Origin of the sequence: Serratia sp. P2ACOL2, assembly GCF_003691565.1 — a bacterium.
In the GTDB taxonomy this organism is placed as follows: domain Bacteria; phylum Pseudomonadota; class Gammaproteobacteria; order Enterobacterales; family Enterobacteriaceae; genus Serratia; species Serratia liquefaciens.
In genome coordinates this window covers 3,942,570-3,964,108 of record NZ_CP033162.1, presented here as the reverse complement: position 1 = coordinate 3,964,108, position 21,539 = coordinate 3,942,570, and the positions used below count along the sequence as shown (strand labels likewise).

The 21,539-nt window shown below is 56.6% G+C and carries 22 protein-coding genes; 11 read left to right on the top strand and 11 right to left on the bottom strand.

Translation table 11 applies throughout. The features are described from left to right. Positions 1-251 precede the first annotated feature (251 nt). Genes EBA31_RS19260 through pstB form a run of 3 tightly spaced genes read left to right on the top strand, consistent with a single transcriptional unit; the run spans position 252 to position 4,904 of the window. Positions 252-2,414 carry an ABC transporter permease subunit gene (locus EBA31_RS19260; RefSeq protein ID WP_122079994.1) on the top strand — a complete coding sequence of 721 codons (2,163 nt, stop codon included), beginning with the start codon at positions 252-254 and terminating at the stop codon, positions 2,412-2,414. Continuing rightward, entirely contained in the window at positions 2,411-4,063 is a 1,653-nt protein-coding gene (gene pstA / locus EBA31_RS19255; protein ID WP_122079993.1) for a phosphate ABC transporter permease PstA, read from the top strand. Before EBA31_RS19260 ends, pstA begins: the two co-directional genes overlap by 4 nt. Positions 4,064-4,091: 28 nt before the next feature. After that, complete coding sequence (pstB, locus tag EBA31_RS19250; RefSeq protein ID WP_020828076.1) at positions 4,092-4,904, top strand: phosphate ABC transporter ATP-binding protein PstB; 813 nt, start codon at positions 4,092-4,094, stop codon at positions 4,902-4,904. 81 nt (positions 4,905-4,985) lie between these two features. Here pstB and speG read toward each other — a convergent pair whose 3' ends face one another. From speG to purM, 3 genes are all read right to left on the bottom strand, one after another. Then, complete coding sequence (gene speG, locus EBA31_RS19245; protein WP_020828075.1) at positions 4,986-5,540, bottom strand: spermidine N1-acetyltransferase; 555 nt, start codon at positions 5,538-5,540, stop codon at positions 4,986-4,988. A 131-nt stretch (positions 5,541-5,671) separates the two neighbouring features. Then, entirely contained in the window at positions 5,672-6,310 is a 639-nt protein-coding gene (gene purN, locus EBA31_RS19240) for a phosphoribosylglycinamide formyltransferase (RefSeq protein WP_122079992.1), read from the bottom strand. Next, the gene (gene purM / locus EBA31_RS19235) at positions 6,307-7,347 is read right to left on the bottom strand and encodes a phosphoribosylformylglycinamidine cyclo-ligase (RefSeq protein WP_122079991.1); all 1,041 of its coding nucleotides are present in this window, start codon (positions 7,345-7,347) and stop codon (positions 6,307-6,309) included. Before purM ends, purN begins: the two co-directional genes overlap by 4 nt. Before the next feature lie 255 nt (positions 7,348-7,602). Here purM and upp point away from each other — a divergent pair, with 255 nt between their 5' ends. Further along, positions 7,603-8,229 (top strand): uracil phosphoribosyltransferase, encoded by a 627-nt coding sequence (gene upp, locus EBA31_RS19230; protein WP_122079990.1) that lies wholly within the window; start codon positions 7,603-7,605, stop codon positions 8,227-8,229. Positions 8,230-8,438: 209 nt separating this feature from the next. Next, positions 8,439-9,728, top strand: a complete 1,290-nt coding sequence (uraA, locus tag EBA31_RS19225; protein WP_122079989.1) for a uracil permease — start codon at positions 8,439-8,441, stop codon at positions 9,726-9,728. Between the two features lie 51 nt (positions 9,729-9,779). Here uraA and EBA31_RS19220 read toward each other — a convergent pair whose 3' ends face one another. From EBA31_RS19220 to EBA31_RS26850, 3 genes are all read right to left on the bottom strand, one after another. Continuing rightward, the gene (locus EBA31_RS19220) at positions 9,780-10,028 is read right to left on the bottom strand and encodes a GlsB/YeaQ/YmgE family stress response membrane protein (protein WP_002487967.1); all 249 of its coding nucleotides are present in this window, start codon (positions 10,026-10,028) and stop codon (positions 9,780-9,782) included. A 28-nt stretch (positions 10,029-10,056) separates the two neighbouring features. Next, entirely contained in the window at positions 10,057-10,572 is a 516-nt protein-coding gene (locus EBA31_RS19215) for an E3 ubiquitin--protein ligase (protein ID WP_122079988.1), read from the bottom strand. A 109-nt stretch (positions 10,573-10,681) separates the two neighbouring features. Next, positions 10,682-10,831 carry a hypothetical protein gene (locus EBA31_RS26850; protein ID WP_153263174.1) on the bottom strand — a complete coding sequence of 50 codons (150 nt, stop codon included), beginning with the start codon at positions 10,829-10,831 and terminating at the stop codon, positions 10,682-10,684. Between EBA31_RS26850 and hda the strand changes: the two genes are divergently transcribed. Next, entirely contained in the window at positions 10,801-11,502 is a 702-nt protein-coding gene (gene hda, locus EBA31_RS19210) for a DnaA inactivator Hda (RefSeq protein ID WP_044554653.1), read from the top strand. The two genes, EBA31_RS26850 and hda, sit on opposite strands and share 31 nt — an antisense overlap. A 42-nt stretch (positions 11,503-11,544) precedes the next feature. Here the strand turns inward: hda and arsC are convergent, their stop codons facing one another. Next, positions 11,545-11,898, bottom strand: a complete 354-nt coding sequence (gene arsC / locus EBA31_RS19205) for an arsenate reductase (glutaredoxin) (protein WP_116690000.1) — start codon at positions 11,896-11,898, stop codon at positions 11,545-11,547. A 22-nt stretch (positions 11,899-11,920) separates the two neighbouring features. Next, positions 11,921-13,390 (bottom strand): M48 family metallopeptidase, encoded by a 1,470-nt coding sequence (locus EBA31_RS19200; RefSeq protein WP_020828065.1) that lies wholly within the window; start codon positions 13,388-13,390, stop codon positions 11,921-11,923. Positions 13,391-13,774: 384 nt separating this feature from the next. On the opposite strand from EBA31_RS19200, the gene EBA31_RS19190 reads away from it, so the two are divergent. Continuing rightward, positions 13,775-14,317, top strand: a complete 543-nt coding sequence (locus EBA31_RS19190) for an Rrf2 family transcriptional regulator (protein ID WP_041415582.1) — start codon at positions 13,775-13,777, stop codon at positions 14,315-14,317. Positions 14,318-14,463: 146 nt separating this feature from the next. After that, positions 14,464-15,672: an NAD(P)/FAD-dependent oxidoreductase gene (locus EBA31_RS19185; protein ID WP_122079987.1), complete on the top strand. Its 1,209-nt coding sequence runs from the start codon at positions 14,464-14,466 to the stop codon at positions 15,670-15,672. 106 nt (positions 15,673-15,778) lie between these two features. Here EBA31_RS19185 and EBA31_RS19180 read toward each other — a convergent pair whose 3' ends face one another. Then, a complete protein-coding gene (locus tag EBA31_RS19180; protein WP_020828062.1) occupies positions 15,779-15,985 on the bottom strand; it encodes a DUF2767 family protein in 207 nt (68 codons plus the stop codon). A gap of 29 nt (positions 15,986-16,014) precedes the next feature. Then, positions 16,015-16,470: an Lrp/AsnC family transcriptional regulator gene (locus EBA31_RS19175; protein WP_020828061.1), complete on the bottom strand. Its 456-nt coding sequence runs from the start codon at positions 16,468-16,470 to the stop codon at positions 16,015-16,017. A 200-nt stretch (positions 16,471-16,670) separates the two neighbouring features. Between EBA31_RS19175 and EBA31_RS19170 the strand changes: the two genes are divergently transcribed. Next, the gene (locus tag EBA31_RS19170) at positions 16,671-17,288 is read left to right on the top strand and encodes a LysE family translocator (RefSeq protein ID WP_122080662.1); all 618 of its coding nucleotides are present in this window, start codon (positions 16,671-16,673) and stop codon (positions 17,286-17,288) included. A 60-nt stretch (positions 17,289-17,348) separates the two neighbouring features. On the opposite strand, the gene EBA31_RS19165 is transcribed toward EBA31_RS19170, so the two are convergent. Beyond that, a complete protein-coding gene (locus tag EBA31_RS19165) occupies positions 17,349-17,777 on the bottom strand; it encodes a molybdopterin-binding protein (protein WP_122079986.1) in 429 nt (142 codons plus the stop codon). A 352-nt stretch (positions 17,778-18,129) separates the two neighbouring features. On the opposite strand from EBA31_RS19165, the gene EBA31_RS19160 reads away from it, so the two are divergent. Both EBA31_RS19160 and EBA31_RS19155 read left to right on the top strand, forming a co-directional pair. Then, positions 18,130-19,215, top strand: a complete 1,086-nt coding sequence (locus EBA31_RS19160) for a YncE family protein (RefSeq protein WP_122079985.1) — start codon at positions 18,130-18,132, stop codon at positions 19,213-19,215. Between the two features lie 59 nt (positions 19,216-19,274). Further along, positions 19,275-21,473 carry a TonB-dependent siderophore receptor gene (locus tag EBA31_RS19155; protein ID WP_115058303.1) on the top strand — a complete coding sequence of 733 codons (2,199 nt, stop codon included), beginning with the start codon at positions 19,275-19,277 and terminating at the stop codon, positions 21,471-21,473. Positions 21,474-21,539 lie beyond the last annotated feature (66 nt).

The following is a 21,539-nucleotide window of genomic DNA, read 5'->3' as shown; positions in this document are numbered from 1 at the left end:
ATTCTCTGCGGCGTTCGGGGCGTTGAACATGTCGGAGCAATATAAAATGAAGACAATAATGCTAAATATCTCTACAGATGATCGGCTTAATCATCATTTTTCAGCAATATATAGGGTTAATAATGCTAATGAATAGCGTTAAATTCGATATTGGCGGCAGGCAACTTTGTCATGCAAACGTCACAAAACTGACATAAGATGCCCGGTTATTCTATGGCGCAAGCCTGCTTACATCAGCGACAGCGAGAGACATGGCACAAACTACGGTAAACCAACATCCCCGGGATCGCCTGCGCGCGCGCATCGACCGTAGCGTTCAGGCGGCGGTTACCGTCAGCGGGCTGCTGGTGTTGATGACGCTGATGCTGATCTTCGTTTACCTGCTGTTTGCGGTGCTGCCGCTGTTTAAACCGGCGGCAATGGGGCAGGCGAAACCGCTGACGATCAATGCCTCTGCACCTGCGCTGGCGCTGGGTATGGATGTGCAGCAGCGGATAGGTTACCGCATCGATGCGCAAGGGCAGGGGCAGTTCTATCCTCTGACGCAGCAGAACGCCCATCCTCTGACGCAACAGACGCTGCTGGCCAAACCGACGCTGCTGACTCAGGCGGCCGGCGAACGCGATCTGTTTGCTTTGGCACAGGCCGACGGCCGGTTTATCGTCGCCAGTGCGGACTTCGCAGCAGCCGGGGCGTCGGCACCGCAGTGGTTGTTTCCGCTTGGGCAACGACCGCTGACGTTGGATAAACAGGGGCGAGCATTAACGCTGCTGACGTTGGCTGAAGCACGCCGTGGGCAGTACCTTCTGGCCGGTGTGACCGAAGATCGTCGTTTGGTGTTTGGCCGTTTCGGCAGCGACCACCCGCCGCAGCTAAGTGAGATCACGCTGGACAGTGCGGTGCAGCAGTTGGTATTGACGCCCGACGGTCGCCAATTGTATCTGCTGGCGGGGAATCGGCTGGCGCGCTACCAAATTAATGACACGCAGCTGCAGCTAAAAGAAACGCGTACGCTTGGCGAACATTCTCCTTATCAACTGACGGCGTTGCCTGGCGGCAGCGCGTTGCTGATCGAAGCGCCTGACGGCAGCGTACGCGAATGGTTTGATGTCGAAAAAGATCGGCGCTGGCAACTGACGCCGGTGCAGCATTTCGACCACCAGTCCGAGCCGCAGGATTTGCTGGTGGCCGAACCTTATCGCCGGGTGTTCGCCACCCTGAGACCGGACGGCGGTTTCTCGCTGTTTTCCAGCATCCAGCCGCAGCCACTGTTGAACGGCAGGCTGAGCGCCGGGGTACAGCAGATGGCGTTCGCTCCACGCGGTGATGGCCTGCTGCTGGAAACGGCACAGGGCTGGCAACATTATGCGATCGACAACCCTTATCCCGACGTCACCTGGCGCTCGCTTTGGCACAAGGTGTGGTACGAGAATTACCCCGAACCGGCTTACGTCTGGCAATCCACCTCTGGCGAGGACAGCTATCAGGCCAAATTCAGCCTGATGCCGGTGATTTTTGGCACCTTCAAGGCCGCGGCCTATGCCATGCTGTTCGCCATTCCGCTGGCGCTGGCCGGGGCAGTTTATACCGCCTATTTCATGTCGGCCGGACTGCGGCGGGTGATTAAACCGGCGATTGAGGTGATGGGGGCTTTACCGACGGTGGTAATCGGGCTGGTGGCGGGCATCTGGCTGGCGCCGGTGATTGAATATTATCTGCTGGCGGTGTTGTCGCTCCCCTTGCTGTTGGCGGCGATGGTGCTGGCATGCGGTGCGCTGATGAACCGGTTTGCCCCGCGGCGCCTGCCGCCGGGCGTCGATCTGCTGATCCTGTTGCCGCTGATTGTACTGACCGTCTGGCTGGCGTTTAGCGTGGGGCCCTGGCTGGAAGTGAAACTGTTCGGCGAGCCGCTGCATTTCTGGCTGGGCGATGATTATGACCAGCGCAATGCGCTAGTGGTTGGCGTGGCGATGGGCTTTGCGTTAGTGCCGATTATTTTCTCTTTGGCGGAAGACGCGTTGTTCAGCGTACCGGCAACCCTGAGCCAAGGGTCGCTGGCGTTGGGGGCGACCCAGTGGCAAACCGTGATACGCGTGGTGCTGCCTTCGGCCAGCGCCGGCATTTTCTCGGCGCTGATGATTGGCTTTGGCCGCGCGGTGGGGGAGACCATGATTGTGCTGATGGCGACCGGAAATACGCCGGTTATCGACGGCAGCCTGTTCCAGGGCCTGCGCGCCCTGGCGGCCAATATCGCCATAGAAATGCCGGAAGCGGTCGCCGGCAGTAGCCATTACCGGGTGCTGTTCCTGACTGCGCTGGTGCTGTTTATTTTCACCTTTGTCTTCAACACGCTGGCGGAGGCGATCCGACTGCGGCTGCGTGAGCGCTATACCCTGAACCAGGAGGCGCCATGAAGCGCTGGGCGAAGAGCGGTTCGCCGTGGATCTGGCTGACCGCCGGGTCGGTGGCCGTCAGCCTGTTGGCGCTGCTCGGCATTATGCTGCTGCTGGCCGGACAGGGGATGCGCTATTTCTGGCCGAGCCCGGTCTATCAGTTTGAGCTCAACCAGAGTGCCGCAGGGCCGGTGACGATGATCGGCGAGCTGTATCAGCAGCAAAGCATTCCGCGCCGGCAACTGCTGGAGTCCGGTATCGCACTGCCGCCGGGGAATGCGCAAAGTTTTGAGCGCTATCTGATCAAGGTGGGCAACCGCGAGAGCGAAGGACAAGACTTCCGTACGCTGCTGGCCGGTGACATTGTTCGCCAAAGCACGCCGCGCGATCTGCTGGTGCTGGAACGTAATAACAACGGCACCGCTTACGGTTATCTGGCCGGTATGCTGGAGGATGGTCAGCCGCTGACTGGCCGCAATCTTAGCCAGGCGCTGCTGCAACGTTTGCCGCAGATTGCCGCGCTTTCGCGTCAGGCCCATGATATTCAGTTTCGCGATATGGCGCGCATTAATCAGCGGTTCGATACGCTGCGTCTGCGAGAGAAAAGCTTACAGCGGGAAGATAAGCTAGACGCCCGCGCACAGGCGTCAATCAACGCCGAGCGGCTGGAACTGCAACGTCAATATCGACTGCTTTCCGATCGTCTGGAAGGTTTGAACCGCGATCGCCATCGCGATGCGCTGTTGCTGCGTGACATGCATGGCCAGACCCATACCATTGCGCTAAGCCAGGTGCGCGATGCCTGGTACCCCAACGCGATGAATACCACGCAAAAGTTGGTGCACTGGGGCGAACAGGTGAAGAAATTCCTCAGCGACAGCCCGCGAGAGGCCAATACCGAAGGCGGCGTATTCCCGGCGATTTTCGGCACGGTGCTGATGGTGATCCTGATGTCGATCGTGGTGATGCCGTTTGGCGTGATTGCCGCCGTTTACCTGCATGAATACGCAGGCAATAATCTGCTGACGCGGCTGATCCGCATTGCCGTGGTTAATCTGGCCGGCGTACCGTCGATTGTCTATGGCGTATTTGGCCTTGGCTTCTTCGTCTATATGATTGGCGGCACGCTCGATCAGCTGTTCTACCCGGAGTCGTTGCCTAACCCGACCTTTGGCACGCCGGGCGTGCTGTGGGCGGCCTTGACGCTGGCGCTGTTGACGTTGCCGGTGGTGATTGTCGCTACCGAAGAGGGGCTGTCGCGCATTCCTGCTTCGTTGCGCCAGGGCTCGTTGGCGCTGGGCGCCAGCCGGGCGGAAACGCTGTGGCGTATTGTGTTGCCGATGGCGGCGCCGGCGATGATGACCGGCCTGATCCTGGCGGTGGCGCGAGCCGCCGGGGAGACGGCACCATTAATGCTGGTGGGGGTAGTGAAATCCGTGCCGGTGCTGCCGGTAGATGATATTTTCCCGTATCTGCATCTGGAGCGGAAGTTTATGCACCTGAGCTTCCAGATCTACGATATGGCCTTCCAGAGCCCGAGCGTGGAGGCAGCCCGGCCGCTGGTGTTCGCCACCGCCTTCCTGCTGGTGGCGATTGTCGTGGGCTTGAATCTGGCGGCGATGGGCATTCGCCATTCGCTGAGGGAGCGGTACAGAGCATGGTCGCAGTAACAACGATGTTATTCCTGGGGAGTGCCTAATGAGTTTGATGACGCCAGGCAGTTTGCCCCGGTTGGATGTCCAGCACCTTGATGATGAACATACCGCGCTGGCGGTAAACGACCTCAACCTGTTTTATGGCGAAAAACAGGTGCTGCACGATATCTCGCTGCGTATTCCCAAGCACCGGGTGACGGCGCTGATCGGCCCGTCCGGCTGCGGCAAATCCACGCTGCTGCGCTGTTTCAACCGTATGAATGATTTGGTGGACAACTGCCGGATTGAAGGCGATTTGCAACTGAACGGTCAAAGCATTGGCGGCGCGCAAATCGACGTTGCGGCGTTAAGACGGCGGGTCGGCATGGTTTTCCAACGGCCGAACCCTTTCCCGAAATCGATTTATGAAAACGTGGTTTACGGCCTGCGTCTGCAGGGCGTGCGTGACCGACGGATCCTCGATGAGGCGGTGGAGCGTTCGCTGCGTGCCGCCGCGCTGTGGCACGAGGTCAAAGACCGGCTGCGCGAGAACGCGTTTCGTCTTTCCAGCGGCCAGCAGCAAAGGTTGGTGATTGCACGGGCGATAGCCATCGAGCCGGAAGTGCTGCTGCTGGATGAGCCGACCTCGGCGTTGGATCCGATCTCCACATTGACCATTGAAGAGCTGATTTCCGCGCTGAAGCAGCAGTACAGCGTGGTGCTGGTGACGCACAACATGCAGCAGGCGGCACGCGTCTCCGACTACACCGCCTTTATTCATCAGGGGCGGCTGGTGGAGTACAACGACACCGATGACATCTTTACTTCACCGCGCCAGCGCCGCACCGAGGATTATATTACCGGACGCTATGGTTGATGCCGCAGCTGTCTTTTCCTGCCGTTGGGATAATCCCAAATATCATGATAGTAAAAACCCGCTCTCGCGGGTTTTTTATTGTCACTTAACCAAAGGTTGATCGCTGGCGGCGGTTTTGAATTTCGCCATGTACTGCGGCTGGAAGATGCACATGCGCAGCACGGTACGGTATTCACCGTTAACGAAGAATTCGTCAATCAGCTCGCCTTCGACTTCAAAGCCCAATTTGCTGTAGATGTGGATTGCCTTCGGGTTTTCTTTATCGACGATCAGGTACAGCTTGTACAGGTTCAGTACCGAGAAACCGTAGTCCATCGCCAGCTTGGCGGCGATAGTGGCGTAGCCTTTGCCCTGATGCGTCGGGTCGATGATGATCTGAAATTCCGCGCGGCGGTGGATATGGTCGATCTCCACCAGTTCCACCAGCCCGACCTTGGCACCCTGGTGTTCGATGATAAAGCGGCGTTCGCTCTGGTCGTGGATATGTTTGTCGTAGAGATCGGAAAGTTCTACGAAGGCTTCATAGGGTTCTTCAAACCAGTAGCGCATCACGCTGGCGTTGTTGTCCATCTGATGGACAAACGTCAAATCATCCCGTTCCAGTGGGCGTAGCCTGACGTTGGTAGTGCTGGACATGGGGGTTCCTCAATGTCGTTATAGATAGGGGCGGTTGCCACTGTGGGCAAGTATAACGTCGGCGATGGGTTGCGGCGAAAAAAAAACGGCGCCGTGAGCGGCACCGTTTAGAAGGGGTTAAGATTGGCTTTTTAGTCTGCCGCATGCCCTTGTTCGGGCAGGCGCTCGCCATCCAGCCAGGCGGCGTTATCGCGCATCGCCAGGCGGCCTTCGACAAACCAGTTCACCACCAGCGGGTAAAGGGTATGTTCCTGAGCCTGTACCCGTTCAACCACCTCGTCTTCCTCGTCACCGGGGAAGATTGGCACCTTGGCCTGCAGGATCACCGGGCCGCCGTCGAGCTGTTCGGTCACGAAGTGCACCGAAGTGCCGTGTTCGCTGTCGCCGTTGTCGATGGCCTGACGGTGAGTACGCAGCCCTGGGTATTTGGGCAGCAGGGAAGGGTGGATATTCAGCATGCGTCCGGCATAGCGCTGCACGAACTGAGGGCTGAGAATGCGCATGTAACCGGCCAGCACCACCAGATCCGGTTGGTATTGGTCGATGGCATCCGCCAGGGCGACGTCAAACGCGGCCCGGTCGGCAAAGGCCTTGGCGTCCAGTGCATGAGCGGCAATACCTGCCGCTTCTGCACGTTGCAAACCGTAAGCCTGCGCCCTGTTGCTGAACACCGCCACAATCTCGCCGGCAACTCTGCCCTGCTGGCAGGCGTCAATCAGCGCCTGGAGATTACTCCCCTGGCCGGAGACCAACACCACGATCTTTTTCATCCGTTGATGACCACTTGTTGTTCGTCAGAAGAAGCGGTCAGTTTACCGATCTTCCACGCTTTTTCACCGGCTGCGGTCAACAATGCGATGGCGGGTTCCACGGCTTCTTCCGGCAGCGCGATCACCATGCCCACGCCACAGTTAAAGGTGCGGTACATTTCGTGACGGCTGACGTTGCCGTTTTGCTGCAGCCAGTTGAAGACGGCCGGCCATTGCCAGCTGGATTCTTCGATCACGGCCTGCATGCCTTCCGGCAGCACGCGCGGGATGTTTTCCCAGAAGCCGCCACCGGTCAGGTGGGCGATAGCGTGCACGTCGATTTTCTCGATCAGCTCCAGCACCGATTTCACGTAAATCTTGGTCGGCGCCAGCAGGTGGTCCGCCAGCGGTTTGCCTGAAAGTAAGGTAGTGGTCGGGTCGGTGTTGCTGACTTCCAGAATTTTGCGTACCAGCGAGTAGCCGTTGGAGTGCGGGCCGGAAGCGCCCAGGGCGATCAGGGCGTCGCCGGACTGCACCTTGCTGCCGTCGATAATCTCGGACTTTTCGACCACGCCGACGCAAAAGCCGGCCACGTCGTAGTCTTCGCCGTGGTACATGCCCGGCATTTCAGCGGTTTCACCGCCCACCAGAGCACAGCCAGACTGCTTACAGCCTTCGGCGATACCGGTGATCACGCTGGCCGCGGTGTCCACGTCCAGTTTGCCGGTGGCAAAGTAATCCAGGAAGAACAGCGGCTCAGCGCCCTGAACCACCAGGTCGTTCACACACATTGCGACCAAATCGATGCCGATGGTGTCGTGTCGTTTCAGGTCCATCGCCAGACGCAGCTTGGTGCCTACGCCGTCGGTACCGGAAACCAGTATCGGCTCGCGGTATTTCTGCGGCAACGCACACAGGGCGCCAAAACCGCCCAGACCACCCATCACTTCCGGGCGGCGGGTCTGTTTTACTACACCTTTGATGCGGTCTACCAATGCATTGCCAGCATCGATATCGACACCTGCGTCTTTATAGCTGAGAGAGGTTTTGTCGGTCACTGCGCGATCCCCACGACGGTTTGCGGTTTGAATACTGTGCTTCCGGCATTGATTCCGGAATAAGGCGCGGCAATTCTAACAGCGCAGGCAAACGTTTGCGAGTGGCTTGTGAACCAGCTCCGCTTTTTCGTCATCTATACTGTTATTCAAACTTTTGTTGATCCCGATCGGGCTATTGTGGGTGGCGCAGTCGGCAAAAGGAGGTATAATCCGGCGATTTTTTTGGCCGTAAACCACCTTAATAGGAGAAAAATGATGAAGATCGTTGAGGTGAAACACCCGCTGGTGAAACACAAGCTTGGCCTGATGCGTGAAAATGATATCAGCACCAAACGCTTCCGTGAGCTGGCCTCAGAAGTGGGTAGTTTGCTGACCTATGAAGCGACCGCCGATCTGGAAACAGAGAAAGTCACCATCGATGGCTGGTGCGGCCCGGTTGAAATAGACCAGATTAAAGGGAAAAAAATTACCGTTGTGCCTATTCTGCGTGCCGGTCTGGGCATGATGGAAGGGGTACTGGAAAACGTACCGAGCGCACGTATCAGCGTGGTTGGCGTTTACCGTGACGAAGAAACTCTGGAGCCGGTGCCGTATTTCCAAAAGCTGGTGTCCAACATCGAAGAGCGTTTGGCACTGGTTGTCGACCCTATGCTGGCTACCGGCGGCTCGATGATCGCCACTATCGATCTGCTGAAGAAAGCCGGCTGCAACAGCATCAAGGTGCTGGTGCTGGTTGCCGCGCCGGAAGGGATCGCCGCGCTGGAGAAAGCGCACCCGGACGTCGAGCTGTATTCGGCCTCCATCGATCAATGCCTGAACGAGAAGGGCTACATCGTACCGGGCCTGGGTGATGCGGGCGACAAGATATTTGGTACCAAATAAACAAAAATAAAGCCGACTGATGAGTCGGCTTTTTAATGCTCGTCGTCTTTCAAGCTACAGCGTTGTTGTCTGCGGGCGCTAACCCCAGTCACTTATTATAAATAAGCTCCTGGGGATTAATGCCCTTGCCGCCTAGCTGTAATTTGAAATCCATTGAGCATATATCATTAGACTTACACAACTGATAACGACCCAGAGGAAAAACATCCATGACCCGTCGCGTGATAGGCGTAAGCGAACGCCCGCCGCTACTCCAGACTATTCCGCTCAGCTTCCAACACCTGTTCGCCATGTTTGGCGCGACCGTGCTGGTGCCTATTTTGTTCAAGATTAACCCGGCGACGGTGTTGCTGTTTAACGGCGTCGGAACCTTGCTGTACTTGTTTATCTGCAAGGGCAAGATCCCGGCCTATCTCGGCTCCAGCTTTGCGTTCATTTCCCCGGTGCTGCTGCTGTTGCCGTTGGGTTATGAAGTGGCGTTGGGCGGTTTTATCATGTGCGGGGTGCTGTTTTGCCTGGTCGCGTTGCTGGTTAAAAAAGCCGGTACCGGCTGGCTGGACGTCATTTTCCCTCCGGCGGCGATGGGGGCGATTGTGGCGGTCATCGGCCTGGAATTGGCCGGTGTGGCGGCGAACATGGCGGGCTTGTTGCCGGCTGACGGCGTCAGCGCAGACACCACTACCATCACTATCTCGCTGGTGACGCTGGGTGTGACCATCCTGGGTTCCGTGCTGTTCCGCGGTTTTCTGGCGATTATCCCGATCCTGATCGGTGTGCTGGTAGGGTATGCGCTGTCGTTCTTTATGGGCGTGGTGGATCTGACCCCGATCCGCGAGGCGCACTGGTTCGCGCTGCCGACGTTCTACACCCCGCGTTTTGAATGGTTCGCCATCTTCACCATCCTGCCGGCGGCGCTGGTGGTGATCGCCGAGCACGTCGGCCACTTGGTGGTGACTGCGAATATCGTCAAAAAAGACCTGCTCCGTGACCCTGGCCTGCACCGTTCAATGTTCGCTAATGGCATATCGACGGTGATTTCAGGCTTCTTCGGCTCCACGCCAAACACCACCTACGGTGAGAATATCGGCGTGATGGCTATCACCAAGGTATACAGCACCTGGGTGATCGGCGGCGCGGCGGTTCTGGCCATTCTGCTGTCCTGCGTCGGTAAACTGGCGGCGGCTATCCAGGCGGTACCGGTGCCGGTGATGGGCGGGGTCTCTTTGCTGCTGTATGGGGTGATCGGCGCGTCAGGTATTCGTGTGCTGATTGAATCCAAAGTGGATTACAACAAGGCGCAAAACCTGATCCTGACCTCGGTGATCCTGATTATCGGCGTCAGCGGGGCCAAGGTGCACATCGGTGCTGCCGAATTGAAAGGCATGGCGCTGGCGACCATCGTCGGCATCGGCCTCAGCCTGCTGTTTAAGGTCATCAGCCTGTACCGCAAGGAAGAGGAAGTGACTGAAGCGCCGGACGAGTCGGCCGAACAGAAGTAGTAAGGAAAACGGGCAGCCAATGGGCTGCCCGTTTTGTTGATGCGCAATAAATTAACTGCGGATTTTACGGTATACAAACAGCACCACGATGGCACCAATCACCGCCACCACGAAGCTGCCGAAGTTGAAACCGTCAACTCTGCCGTAGCCAAAGAAGGTGCTGATATAGCCCCCAACCACGGCACCGACGATACCCAGGACAACAGTCAGAATAAAACCGCCGCCGTCTTTGCCTGGCATAATCCACTTGGCTAAAATACCGGCGATCAGACCGAAGATAATCCAGGAAATAATCCCCATTTACTGCTCCTTTCTTTATTGCTAAGTATTATTGCTGTGCGGCCGGCGGGGTATTTTCTTTCCCTGCTGCGTCGGCATCACTTTTTAATTCTTCCGCTTTATTTTCTGCGCTGTTTTTAATCGCTTCGGTTTTCGCTTTGGCTTGCTCGGTCAAATCATTGGCACCATTAATGGCATCGTTCTTAATGGTTTTAGCCTGATCGACCAACTGCTGGCTTTGCTTGCTGGCATCCTCTTTGATGGCGTCAGCCTTGGCTTTCGCATCATTGGTGATGACATCAGCCTGCTTGGCGGCATCGTCTTTGATTGCCGAAGCCTTGTCTTTCAATTGGTCGGCCTGAGTGGTGGCCTCTTTCTTGATGTCCTTGGCCACTGCGGCGGCTTTATCGGTCAGATCGTCCGCTTTTTTCTGTGCGGCATCTTTCATCTGCTCAGCGCTGTCTTTGGCTTTTTCAAGATTGGCGTCGACTTTGGATGAGTCATCACAGCCGGCAAGCAATAGCCCAATGATTGAGGCCAAAAGCACTTTATTCCATACTTTCATTGTCTATATCCTTGTAGAAACCTTGTTTAAGGAGATTGCGTTTCGCCCCTCTATACTAGGATAACTCTTGGATAAAATACAAATTTCACCGGTGAAAGTCGTTGGCAATTTAATCTTGCTGCTGAGCGTTGTTCACTATTACGCCATAAAATCCTGCCGGTTCAACAGAGCCCGTTTTCTGTGGTAGACTTACCGCGTTTTCCTGCCAGTTTTGGTTGAGGTGCTTTTCTGAATACGCCGGCACAGCTTTCACTGCCACTTTATCTTCCCGATGATGAGACTTTCGCCAGTTTTTATCCGGGGGAGAACCCATCCCTATTGAGCGCGATCCAGTCCGCCGTTCGTCAGGAACATGGCAGCTATATCTATTTCTGGTCACGCGAGGGCGGTGGGCGCAGTCATCTGTTGCATGCGGCCTGTGCGGAGCTTTCGCAGCGCGGTGAAGCCGTGGGCTATGTGCCGCTGGATAAGCGAGCCTATTTCGTGCCGGAAGTCTTGGACGGGATGGAGCAGCTGGCGCTGGTGTGCATCGACAATATCGAATGCATTGCCGGTGACGAAGAGTGGGAAATGGCGATCTTTAATCTCTACAACCGCATTCTGGAAACCGGCCGCACGCGCCTGTTCATTACCGGCGATCGCCCACCACGCCAATTGAATCTGAACCTGCCGGACCTGGCTTCGCGCCTGGACTGGGGGCAAATCTACAAGTTACAGCCGCTGTCGGATGAAGAAAAACTGCTGGCCCTGCAACTGCGCGGCAAATTGCGCGGCTTTGAGCTGCCGGAAGACGTCGGTCGTTTCCTGCTGAAGCGGCTGGATCGCGAAATGCGCACCTTATTTATGACCCTGGATCAACTCGACCACGCCTCGATCACCGCCCAACGCAAGCTGACCATCCCGTTTGTGAAAGAGATCCTCGGGCTGTAGCAGAGCCATTTCGGGCACTCTAAACGAGCGCCCTGGCTAAACTCACAAAATCTCCAGCACCTGTTCCGGTGGCCGACCGATGCGTGCCTGGGTGCCTTTGACCACGATGGGACGCTCAATCAGCTTTGGATTGTCTACCATCGCCTGCAACAGTTGGGCTTCGCTCAGGCTTTCATCCGCCAGCTTCAATGCCTTGTACAGATCTTCTTTTTTGCGCATTAACTCGCGTGCGGAATTGAAACCCAGTTCTTTCAGCAGTTTCTTCAGTTGGTCTACCGACGGCGGCGTTTCCAGATACAGCACCACGTCGGGCGTCACGCCATGCTGTTCCAACAGCGCCAGGGTTTCACGGCTCTTGGAGCAGCGTGGGTTGTGGTAAATAGTGACGTTTTTCATTTAACTTCATCCTTTATGAAAATCAGCTGCGCTGGTACTGGCGGAAACGCTGTTGCAACTGGCGCAGTTGGTCGATGCGCGCATCATAACGCGCCTGTTTCAGGCTGCCGAGTTTTTGCAGTGAACTGGCATTGCTGAGCAAGCCAATAGCCTGATCGAGACGGCCGGTCAGGGCCAGACTTTCGGCACGGGCGGAAAGCTCTTCATCGCGCAGCCCCTGTGCGGCGCTGGCCTGTGCCAGCAGATCCCAGGCGTTGGGATCGTCCGGATGGGCGAAGGTATAACGGTTGAGAATTTTTGACGCCTGCGCCGGTTGGTTACCTTCCACGTAGGCGTTGGCCAGGTTGAGCTGCAGCACCGGGTTGTTGCTTTGAGCGGCATTGGCGGCCTGCAGACGGGCAATCGCCTGCGGCGCACGTTTCTGACCGAGGTCGATATCGGTCATCAGATCGATCAGCCAGACGTTTTTCGGATCTTGCGTCAGCAGTGGCTGAATGATGTTACGGGCATCGTCATACTTTTTGGCCTCGTAGAACAAAATGGCGCGGCCATATTTGGCTGCCGTCTGCTCGCGTACGTTACCTTTGCTGTAAGTATCGAGCAGCTCTTCACGCAGGCCGTACCCCTCTGAGCTGTACATACCAAGCGAACGCACCTTGGCCATCAGATAATCCTGCGTCGATTGCACCAGGTGCTTGGGCATCTGGTTGGCGCGGTTGCGCGCATCGGACAGGCGGCTGTCGGGCAGGGGGTGGGTCAACAGCATTTCCGGCGGTTTGGAGGCGTAGCGTGACTGATCGGACAGCTTTTGCAAAAAGTCGGGCATGGCTTCAGGATCGAACCCGGCGCGTTGCAGCACTTGAATGCCAATACGATCGGCTTCCTGTTCGTTCGATTGGGTAAAGCTGATCATGCCTTGCTGGGTGCCGGCCAGAGTGCCGCTCAACGCCGCCATCCCCATGGTCGGGTTGGCCATCGCCAGCAGGATGGAGCCAAGGGCGCCTACCCAGGTCAGCGGGGCGTTGCGTTGCTGGTCTTCCATCGCTCGCGCCAGGTGGCGTTGAGTCACGTGCGAGATTTCGTGTGCCAGTACCGAGGCGAGTTGGCTTTCGTTGTCGGTTTCGCGGAACAGGGCTGAGTGCAACACCACGTTACCGCCAAAGAAGGCGAAGGCGTTGATCTCGTCGTTGCGCACCAGATAAAAATGAAACGGCGTGCGTACCGAATAGGCGCTCGCCACCAATCGGTTACCCAATTGGTTAATATATTGTGTGAGTAGGGGATCGTTGATCAGGGGCGCGCTGGCGCGAAGCTGACGCACGTAAAAATCACCCATCGCCATTTCCTGGCCAATACTCAGGGTGCCACCCGCAGAGGTGCCCATATCCGGCAGTTGATCCTGGGTTTCCGCCTGCACCGGCGCCAGCGCCGTGGCGTTGAGTGTGCCGAGCAACAGTACTGCAATCGCTGTTTTGGTCAACCGGGTGGTCATAGTCAGGCCTTTCCCTTAAATAGTCATCTCTAAGACGTCAGCATCACACAAGAGTTCTTCTTCCTTGCCGGACTCGCCAAAACAATCAGTGCGAAAGCGTGTTGGCTCACAAAAATGCACGCATTGCGGCGCCCTGTCGGCAGATAACATCATAGTCAGCCGGCAGCGACAAGGAAACTTCTGTTCGGCAATAATCAGACAGAATTGTTTGATTTTTCATTTCTGAATCTTCCCTTGATGATCAACGTCCTTGGGCCTCGTCGATGCCGCTTTTTCGCCACTCATAAAAACAAAGACAATGTTTGTCCGTGTTTTAATTGACAGAATAAACGTGGACTAATATAGTCTGCGTTATTGAATTCAAGAGTGCGGCGCAAACCCAATATGGCTTACATCACTACCAGCGTTGAATACGGCATCCACTGCTTGCTTTGGTTGGTCGGCGAGGATCAACGCGCGTTAAGCAGTCGCGATCTCGCGGAACTGCAGGGAATTTCACCCAGTTTCCTGGCCAAGATTTTCCCCAAGCTGGAGAAGGCGGGGATCGTCGCCGCCAGCGAAGGCGTGCGCGGTGGGTATCGGTTGGCCCGTCCGGCAGAGGAGATCACTTTCCTGGAGATTATCGATGCCATTGAAGGACACAAGCCGTTGTTCGATTGTCAGGAAGTCCGCGGTCGCTGCGCGGTATTCGATGATAACCCGCCTGACTGGGCCATATCAGGCAAGTGTGCGATCCATGCGGTGATGCTGCAGGCCGAAAAGGCCATGCGCGATGCGCTGGCGCTACAAACACTGGGCACTGTCGCTTCTCGTTTTGGGCGCAAGGCGCCGGAAGGGTTCTTTGGCGAGGTCAATATCTGGCTTGATGAACGCCTGAGCGAGCGTACGACTCGCAGCGGCAAGCCCCCTCGCGCCAAACCGCAATAACGCCCCCGTCATTTTTCTGATGCTTTTTACCCGCCTGTGTGCCACAGGCGGTCACCCTTCTGCACCCTTTTTCAGGGGGGCAGCGGTAAAACTCGCCTGAAAAATACGTCAGGCGCTCGACAACAGGTATTTGAAGGAGTCATTCCATGACGCAGAAAATAGTGATCGCCGGTTCTGGTTTTGCCGGGTTTTGGGCCGCTGTCTCCGCCATGCGAGCCGTAGCGCTTGCCGGTAAGGAACAGAGCGTTGAAGTGACGATGGTTTCGCCGACCCCGAACGTCACCATCCGGCCTAGATTGTACGAAGCCGTACTGGAAAATATGAGCCCGGACATTTCGGCACAGCTCGCTGCGATTGGCGTTCGTCATTTGGCCGGTCTGGTTGAGCAGATAGACGGCGAAAACAAGACGCTGGTGGTGGAGAGCGCCGAAGGGAAAAAACTTCAGTTGGCGTATGACCGGCTGGTACTGGCAACCGGCAGCAAACTGTTCGTGCCTGCGGTCGCCGGTTTTGCCGAGCATGGTTTTAATGTCGATACGCTGCAAAGCGCGCAACGGCTGGATGCCCATTTAAAAGCGTTGGCGACTCAACCTGAGACCCCGGCACGCAATACCGTGGTGGTGGTCGGTGGTGGGCTTACCGGGCTGGAAAGTGCTGCTGAAATGCCGATGCGCTTACGTGCCATTTTGGGCAACCAAGCCGATATTCGCGTGGTGATTGTCGATACGGCGGCCGAAGTTGGCGCCGGCATGGGGGCTGAACCTGCCGTGGTGATCCGCCAGGCACTGGAAGAATGTGGCGTTGAGTCTCGAGCCGGGGTTCGCGTTACGGCTATTGAAGCAGGCAGTGTGACTTTGTCGAGCGGTGAGCGCATCGCCACCGATACGGTGATTCTGGCCGCCGGGGTACGGGCGCATCCATTAGTTGAGCAAATCCCGGGTGAGCGCGACAGTGCCGGACGTATTGTCGGTGATGCCTTCCTGCACGCGCCTGCGGCGGACGGCGTGTTTGTTAGCGGGGACACGGTCAAGGCAGCGACCGACGAGCTGGGCAATCACAACCTGATGACATGCCAGCATGCGATGAGTCTGGGCCGTGTAGCGGGCCATAATGCCGCAGCGGAACTGGTAGGTTTGCCGCTGCACCCTTACAGCCAGCCAAAGTATGTGACCTGCCTTGATCTTGGAGCCTGGGGGGCGCTCTACACCGAAGGTTGGGATCGTCAGGTGCGCTTTACGCGTGAAGAGGGCAAAAAGATCAAACAGGAAATCAATACGCAGTGGATTTATCCACCGGCAGCGGATCGGCAGGCGTTGTTCGCCGTTGCCAATCCCGACTACGTGATTGTGCCCTGAATACCCTATGGGAGCGGAGACGCTCCCATTTTTTTCACCAGAACGGCAGCCCAGAGCGCGGTAATGACCCTGGTAACGCCCGTAAAAGCAAGGTAACCGGCGCTACTTATCGCTCCAGCCACTCAATCGCCAATTCGCGCGCTTCATCCAAATTGACATCACGACCTTCGCGGGTGATCGCCGTTTTAAGCTCATTGATCACGTCCGCTTTTTGCGTTTCATGCTCTTCATTGGCCAACGCCAGAAAGGCATCGCCTACCACCGTGCATATGCCGATGTACAAGGCCTTTGAGTCCTCGAAACCACTGTTCATAACTGTATCCTTCTGGATTTGATTGTGATCTACAACGGCAGAAAGGGCCGATCCTGCACCACGCTTTTCATCACCAGCGTGGAGGTCAGGCGTTGAACGCCGGGCAGGGCGGAAAGCTGTTCGTCGTAAAGCCGCTGAAAAGCCGGTAAATCGCGGGCGATGACATGCAACAGGTAGTCGGGATCGCCGAACAATCGCTGCGCCTGGATAACCTGGGGAATATCCACCATGGCGTTTTCGAAGGCTTCAACAGCCTGGCGATCCCCTTCCCGCATGGTGACGAAAACCAGCGCGGAAAAGTTAAAGCCCAGACTGCCGGGATCGAGGTGAGCACGATAGCCTCTGATCACGCCAGATTGTTCCAACGCTCGCACCCTGCGGTGGCAGGGGGAAACGCTCAGCCCAATTCGGTCAGCCAGGTCGGTAACAGAAAGACGCCCATCAAACTGAAGTTCAGCAAGGATTTTGCGGTCAATCTTGTCCATTTGGAAAAATTTCCCTCAATTTGCGATTTATAAGCAAATAATTGAAACCACATTCTAACAACTTGGGGATATTCTTTTCAATAATTGAACAACTTTGGACATAAATGGCTTTTGGCCTGTTAACGCTGTCCAGCGGAGGAACGCGAAGTGATGAAATGGATAAGCCAGACTGCCGGGTGTCGGTGGCGGGGACGATATTTATGACGCTCGCCATTTTTGCGGCTTTCTGGGCCGTTTCGATTCTGTTCGTTATCACGCCGGGGTTGGACTGGGCGTACATCATCTCGGCCGGCATCCGCGGGCGGGTGGTGGTGCCTGCGGTAGTAGGGTTGCTGTGTGGGCACCTTATCGCTATAGCGATCGTGGCGGCAGGCGTGGGCGCTTTGGTGACAGGCAGTCCTATGGCCCTCACGGCGCTCACCCTGCTGGGGGCCGGCTACCTGTTGTGGATTGGCATTAACATGCTGCGCCATCCCCCGACGCCGAGCGCCGGCGATGCGCAGGCGTCCGACTCCTGGCTGCGTTGGGCCTGCAAGGGCATTTGCGTCAGCGGCCTGAACCCCAAGGTATTCCTGCTATTTTTGGCTTTACTGCCTCAGTTCACCGATGCGGGTGCCAGTTGGTCGATCCCCAACCAAATTCTCGCGCTTGGCTTGTTGCATCTGATCAGCTGTGGGGTGGTTTATTTGATCGTGGGGTATGGCTCGCAGTCGGTACTGCAGACGCGCCCGCAGGCTGCACGGGTTGTCAGCCGTTTTTCCGGCGCGGCCATGGTGTTGATCGCCGTCGGGCTGCTTGTCGAGCAGGGGATAAAGTAATGTCTCAGGCAGTTGCCTCACTAAAAAGCCCGCCGATGCGGGCTTGAAAGGGTTTGGAAACTACGCCCTGACGGCAAGCAGCACGGAGGAGGCTTTGACCAGAGCGATGACACGGGCCCCGTTCTTCAGCGCCATCTCCTGCAGGCTTTCATTGGTGATCACCGAGGTCAGTTTGAAACCGGCATCCGTTTTAATGTGCACGGTGCTGTTCACAGCCCCTTGCTCCACTGCACTGACTTCCCCGGCGAATTGATTGCGGGCGGAGAAACGCAGTCCGCAGTCTTCCGAAGCCAAAATAACCCAGGGGGCCTTAATCAGCGCCACCGCTTCCTTACCGGCGACCAGGCCAAGCGACTGCTGGCTTTGTACCGTCACAATAGCGACTAACTTCTCGCCGCCCGGCAAAGTGATTTCCACCTCGTCATTTACGGCGCCTTTAGCGACGGCAGACACGGTGCCGGATAACTGGTTACGGGCTGAAACTGACATAAATTCTCCTTGGTCAGACATGAGGATGAGATGGCCTTACAGCATGACCACTTCCCGCCGCGTTTGCCAATGTCGCGAGATAATTCTGTGAGCGGCGGAGGGCATTCGCAGCACGACGTTTTCCCACGTTCAAGATGACCAATTACATTTGCTCGCCAAAAAAGTAATGAGTATGATTATTATTCTCTTTGTTATTCGCAGCCAAGGCGGTCCAGCCGCCTGCGATAAAGTGAACCCCCATTCACAAGGAAACATTGAGACGTACGGTGGGGCTCATTTCTCCTGTTGAGAAAGCCAAAAATAATCCGCAAGAGCCTCCACTCAATCAGTTTATATGGTCAAGGATTTCCTGATGAAGATGAAAGTTTCTGCGCTCGCCGTGGTGATGACCCTGGCGCTGAGCGGTTGCGTCGCCCCTAAGCAACACGCGGCTTCTCCAATTGCCCAACCTGTCGCTGCGGCGGCTCAATCTGCCGACAACGTGGTTAGACGCGATCTGGCGGATGGCCTGTATGAGATGGCGCTGACGCCGGCGGGCGATGCCTTGTACGTGGCCAGTTCCGAAGGCTTTAAAGATGTGCAGGGCGGGGTGGTTTATAAGCTGGATGCGAAAACGCTGAAAACGCTCGGCGCTACCCACACCGATCTGAAAAACTTCGCCATGCAGATCTCCCCGGATGGCAAAACCCTTTATGTCACTAACTCCCTGGACGGCGGCATCAGCGCGATCACTACCGCCGACGGCAAAGTGAAAGGCCGCTTGCTGTTTAGCGAACGCAACGAGAAAGGGCTGCCGTATGGCGCGCGTCAAATTCTGCTGCACAAAGATACGCTGTACGTAGGTGCTGTGGCTGACCCGGCGTTGATTTGGGTGGTGGACGCCAACACGCTGAAATTAAAAGCGCGGATCAAAAACACCGGCAAATGGATGACCGGCCTGCATTACTCGGAACAAACCCAGCGTTTGTACGCCGCGAACGGCAGCGGTGAAATTCTGGTCATCAACCCGAAAAACAACCGAATCGAAAAACGCTGGAAGCCACTGGGCGAGAAGTCGGCGCTGCTGCTTAACCTGGCGGAAGACAGCGAAACCGGGCGCCTGTTTGTGACCGACAATTCCAAAGCCAAAACCACGCTGGTGCTGGATATTCATAGTGGAAAACTGCTCAAGCAGCTGGATGTCGGCGACTCTCTGGCAGTGCTGTTCAATGCCAAACGCAATGAAATCTACCTCTCGCAGCGTGAGTCAGGCAAGGTGCTGAGCCTCAATGCCACAACCTATGCCGTGAAACAGAGCTGGGCGGTAACGCCAAATCCAAACAGCCTGCAGCTTTCGGCCGACGGCCAGGTGCTGTTTGTCACCGTCAAGCAACCCTTTAATAAGGATCACTCTACTCAGGGGCCGGACAGCGTCGTTCGCATTGATTTAAATAAATAAGCTCTATCGGCCCGGTAACGGGCCATTTTGTTCCACTTCTCCTCATACATGAGTGAATTATGCACAACACCAGTTCAACATCATTTCCGCAACGCCTGACGTTATTGGCGCTGGCCATCGGTGCGGTAAGCCAGGGCGCGCTGGCCGCTCCGGCAGAAAGCAGCAAAAAAAATCAGGAAGAAACCCTGGTGGTTCAGGCCACCAAAGAGAGCGATTTTAAAGCCGGCGGCGAAGATCTGGTTCCCGCTTATCTCGACGGACAAATCGCGCATGGCGGACGTCTGGGGATGCTGGGCGAACAAAAAGCCATGGACGTACCTTTTAACGTGGTCGGCTACACCGCAAAGCTGGTGCAGGATCAACAGGCGAAAACCATTGCCGATGTCATCAGCAATGACGCAGGCGTTCAGGCGGTGCAGGGCTACGGCAACTTCGCCGAAACCTACCGCATTCGCGGCTTCCAGTTGGATGGTGAGGACATGACCATGGGCGGCCTGTCGGGCGTGGTGCCGCGTCAGGTGATGGATACCCAAATGCTGGAGCGCGTGGAGGTGTTCAAAGGCGCTAACGCCTTGCTGAACGGCGTAGCCACCAGTGGGGTGGGCGGTATGATTAACCTCGAACCCAAACGTGCGGAAGAGACGCCTACCACGCAGGTGGGCATCGATTACACCTCTGACTCTCAGGTCGGCGGCAAGCTGGATGTAGGCCGTCGCTTCGGTGACGACAACCAGTTTGGCGCGCGGGTGAACCTGGTACACCGCGAAGGTGAAGCTGCCGTCAACGACGACAAACGCCGTACCACGCTGGCCTCGGTGGGACTGGATTACCGTGGCGATCGCTTCCGCACTTCGCTGGATTTCGGCTACCAGAAGAAGACCTTCCACGGTGGAACTATGGGGGTCAACATCAGCGGCGTCGACTTTATTCCAGCCGTGCCGGATCCGACCAAAAACTACAGCCAGAAATGGGGCTACAGCGATATCGAAAACGAATTCGGTATGGTGAAGGCGGAATACGACCTCACTCAACGCTGGAAAATTTATACCGGGTTGGGCGCGCAGCATGCTCATGAAACCGGGCTCTACAGCGCACCCAAGCTGATCAATGCCAATGGCGACGCCACGGTAGGGCGTCTGGACACCAACCGCATTATCGATGCGTTCAGCGGCATGGCCGGGGTCAGCGGCGAATTCAATACCTGGGATGTCTCGCACAAGGTGAACCTGGGTTATTCTGCGCAAATCAAACGCGACAAAACCGCCTGGCGCATGTCGGCCAACAACCCGACCACCAATATTTATGACAATCACGATGTGGCGGTGCCGGATAACGCTTACTTTGGCGGCAACTATTCCGATCCGTTAACCACCGCCCGTAATCGCACCCAGGGCTGGCTGTTCAGCGATACTTTGGGGTTCTTTAGCGATCGGGTGCTGTTTACCGCAGCGGCGCGCCATCAGAAAGTGGTGGTGCGCAACTACAGCAACGCGACCGGCCTGGAGGATACTTCATCCCGTTATACCCAAAGCCGCTGGATGCCGACCTTTGGTCTGGTCTACAAGCCGTGGGAAGAAGTGTCGCTCTACGCCAACCACACCGAAGCTCTGCAGCCGGGGAGCAACGCGCCGAAGGAAGCCACGAACTTTGGCCAGAGCACTGGTATTGCCCGTTCCAAACAAAATGAAGTGGGGGTGAAGGTCGATTTCGAGCGCGTGGGCGGTTCGTTGGCGCTGTTTGAAATCAAGAAGCCTTCAGCCATGCTCAACAGCGAGAATTATTATGCGCTGGATGGCGAGCAACGTAACCGCGGCGTGGAACTGAACGTGTTCGGTGAGCCGATGCTCGGGCTGCGCCTTAACGGCAGCACCACCTGGCTGTCGCCTGAGCTGACCAAAACCAAAAATGGCACCAACGACGGCAAGGATGCTATCGGCGTTTCGAATTTCTATATGGTGATGGGCGCCGAGTATGACATCCAACCGGTTGAAGGCCTGACTGCGACCGCCAGGGTTCGCCATACCGGCTCGCAGTTTGCCGATGCGGCGAACACCAAGAAACTCGACAGTTACACCACGCTGGATCTCGGTGTGCGTTACCGGATGCGCATGAACGCGGATCAAAACACCCTGGTTTGGCGCGTTGGCGTGGATAACGTCACCAACGAGAAGTATTGGTCCAGCGTGGAGAGCAACGGCACCTATATCTTCCAGGGGCAATCGCGCACCCTTAAAGCCTCGCTGACTTACGACTTCTGATCTTCTCAGGCCTGATGGCATAGCGGCGGTTTGACTCACCGTTAAACCGCCGCGACTTTCCCCGCG

Excerpts from the sequence above, each read along its gene's own strand:
- pstA (WP_122079993.1), top strand. The coding sequence starts at position 2,411 with ATGAAGCGCTGGGCGAAGAGCGGTTCGCCGTGGATCTGGCTGACCGCC.
- EBA31_RS19160 (WP_122079985.1), top strand. The coding sequence starts at position 18,130 with ATGAAGATGAAAGTTTCTGCGCTCGCCGTGGTGATGACCCTGGCGCTG.
- EBA31_RS19175 (WP_020828061.1), bottom strand. The coding sequence starts at position 16,470 with ATGGACAAGATTGACCGCAAAATCCTTGCTGAACTTCAGTTTGATGGG.
- EBA31_RS19260 (WP_122079994.1), top strand. The coding sequence starts at position 252 with ATGGCACAAACTACGGTAAACCAACATCCCCGGGATCGCCTGCGCGCG.
- EBA31_RS19155 (WP_115058303.1), top strand. The coding sequence starts at position 19,275 with ATGCACAACACCAGTTCAACATCATTTCCGCAACGCCTGACGTTATTG.
- uraA (WP_122079989.1), top strand. The coding sequence starts at position 8,439 with ATGACCCGTCGCGTGATAGGCGTAAGCGAACGCCCGCCGCTACTCCAG.
- purN (WP_122079992.1), bottom strand. The coding sequence starts at position 6,310 with ATGAAAAAGATCGTGGTGTTGGTCTCCGGCCAGGGGAGTAATCTCCAG.
- EBA31_RS19180 (WP_020828062.1), bottom strand. The coding sequence starts at position 15,985 with ATGAACAGTGGTTTCGAGGACTCAAAGGCCTTGTACATCGGCATATGC.
- EBA31_RS19220 (WP_002487967.1), bottom strand. The coding sequence starts at position 10,028 with ATGGGGATTATTTCCTGGATTATCTTCGGTCTGATCGCCGGTATTTTA.
- speG (WP_020828075.1), bottom strand. The coding sequence starts at position 5,540 with ATGTCCAGCACTACCAACGTCAGGCTACGCCCACTGGAACGGGATGAT.
- EBA31_RS19190 (WP_041415582.1), top strand. The coding sequence starts at position 13,775 with ATGGCTTACATCACTACCAGCGTTGAATACGGCATCCACTGCTTGCTT.
- EBA31_RS19200 (WP_020828065.1), bottom strand. The coding sequence starts at position 13,390 with ATGACCACCCGGTTGACCAAAACAGCGATTGCAGTACTGTTGCTCGGC.
- EBA31_RS19165 (WP_122079986.1), bottom strand. The coding sequence starts at position 17,777 with ATGTCAGTTTCAGCCCGTAACCAGTTATCCGGCACCGTGTCTGCCGTC.
- upp (WP_122079990.1), top strand. The coding sequence starts at position 7,603 with ATGAAGATCGTTGAGGTGAAACACCCGCTGGTGAAACACAAGCTTGGC.
- pstB (WP_020828076.1), top strand. The coding sequence starts at position 4,092 with ATGAGTTTGATGACGCCAGGCAGTTTGCCCCGGTTGGATGTCCAGCAC.
- EBA31_RS19215 (WP_122079988.1), bottom strand. The coding sequence starts at position 10,572 with ATGAAAGTATGGAATAAAGTGCTTTTGGCCTCAATCATTGGGCTATTG.
- EBA31_RS19185 (WP_122079987.1), top strand. The coding sequence starts at position 14,464 with ATGACGCAGAAAATAGTGATCGCCGGTTCTGGTTTTGCCGGGTTTTGG.
- EBA31_RS19170 (WP_122080662.1), top strand. The coding sequence starts at position 16,671 with ATGACGCTCGCCATTTTTGCGGCTTTCTGGGCCGTTTCGATTCTGTTC.
- arsC (WP_116690000.1), bottom strand. The coding sequence starts at position 11,898 with ATGAAAAACGTCACTATTTACCACAACCCACGCTGCTCCAAGAGCCGT.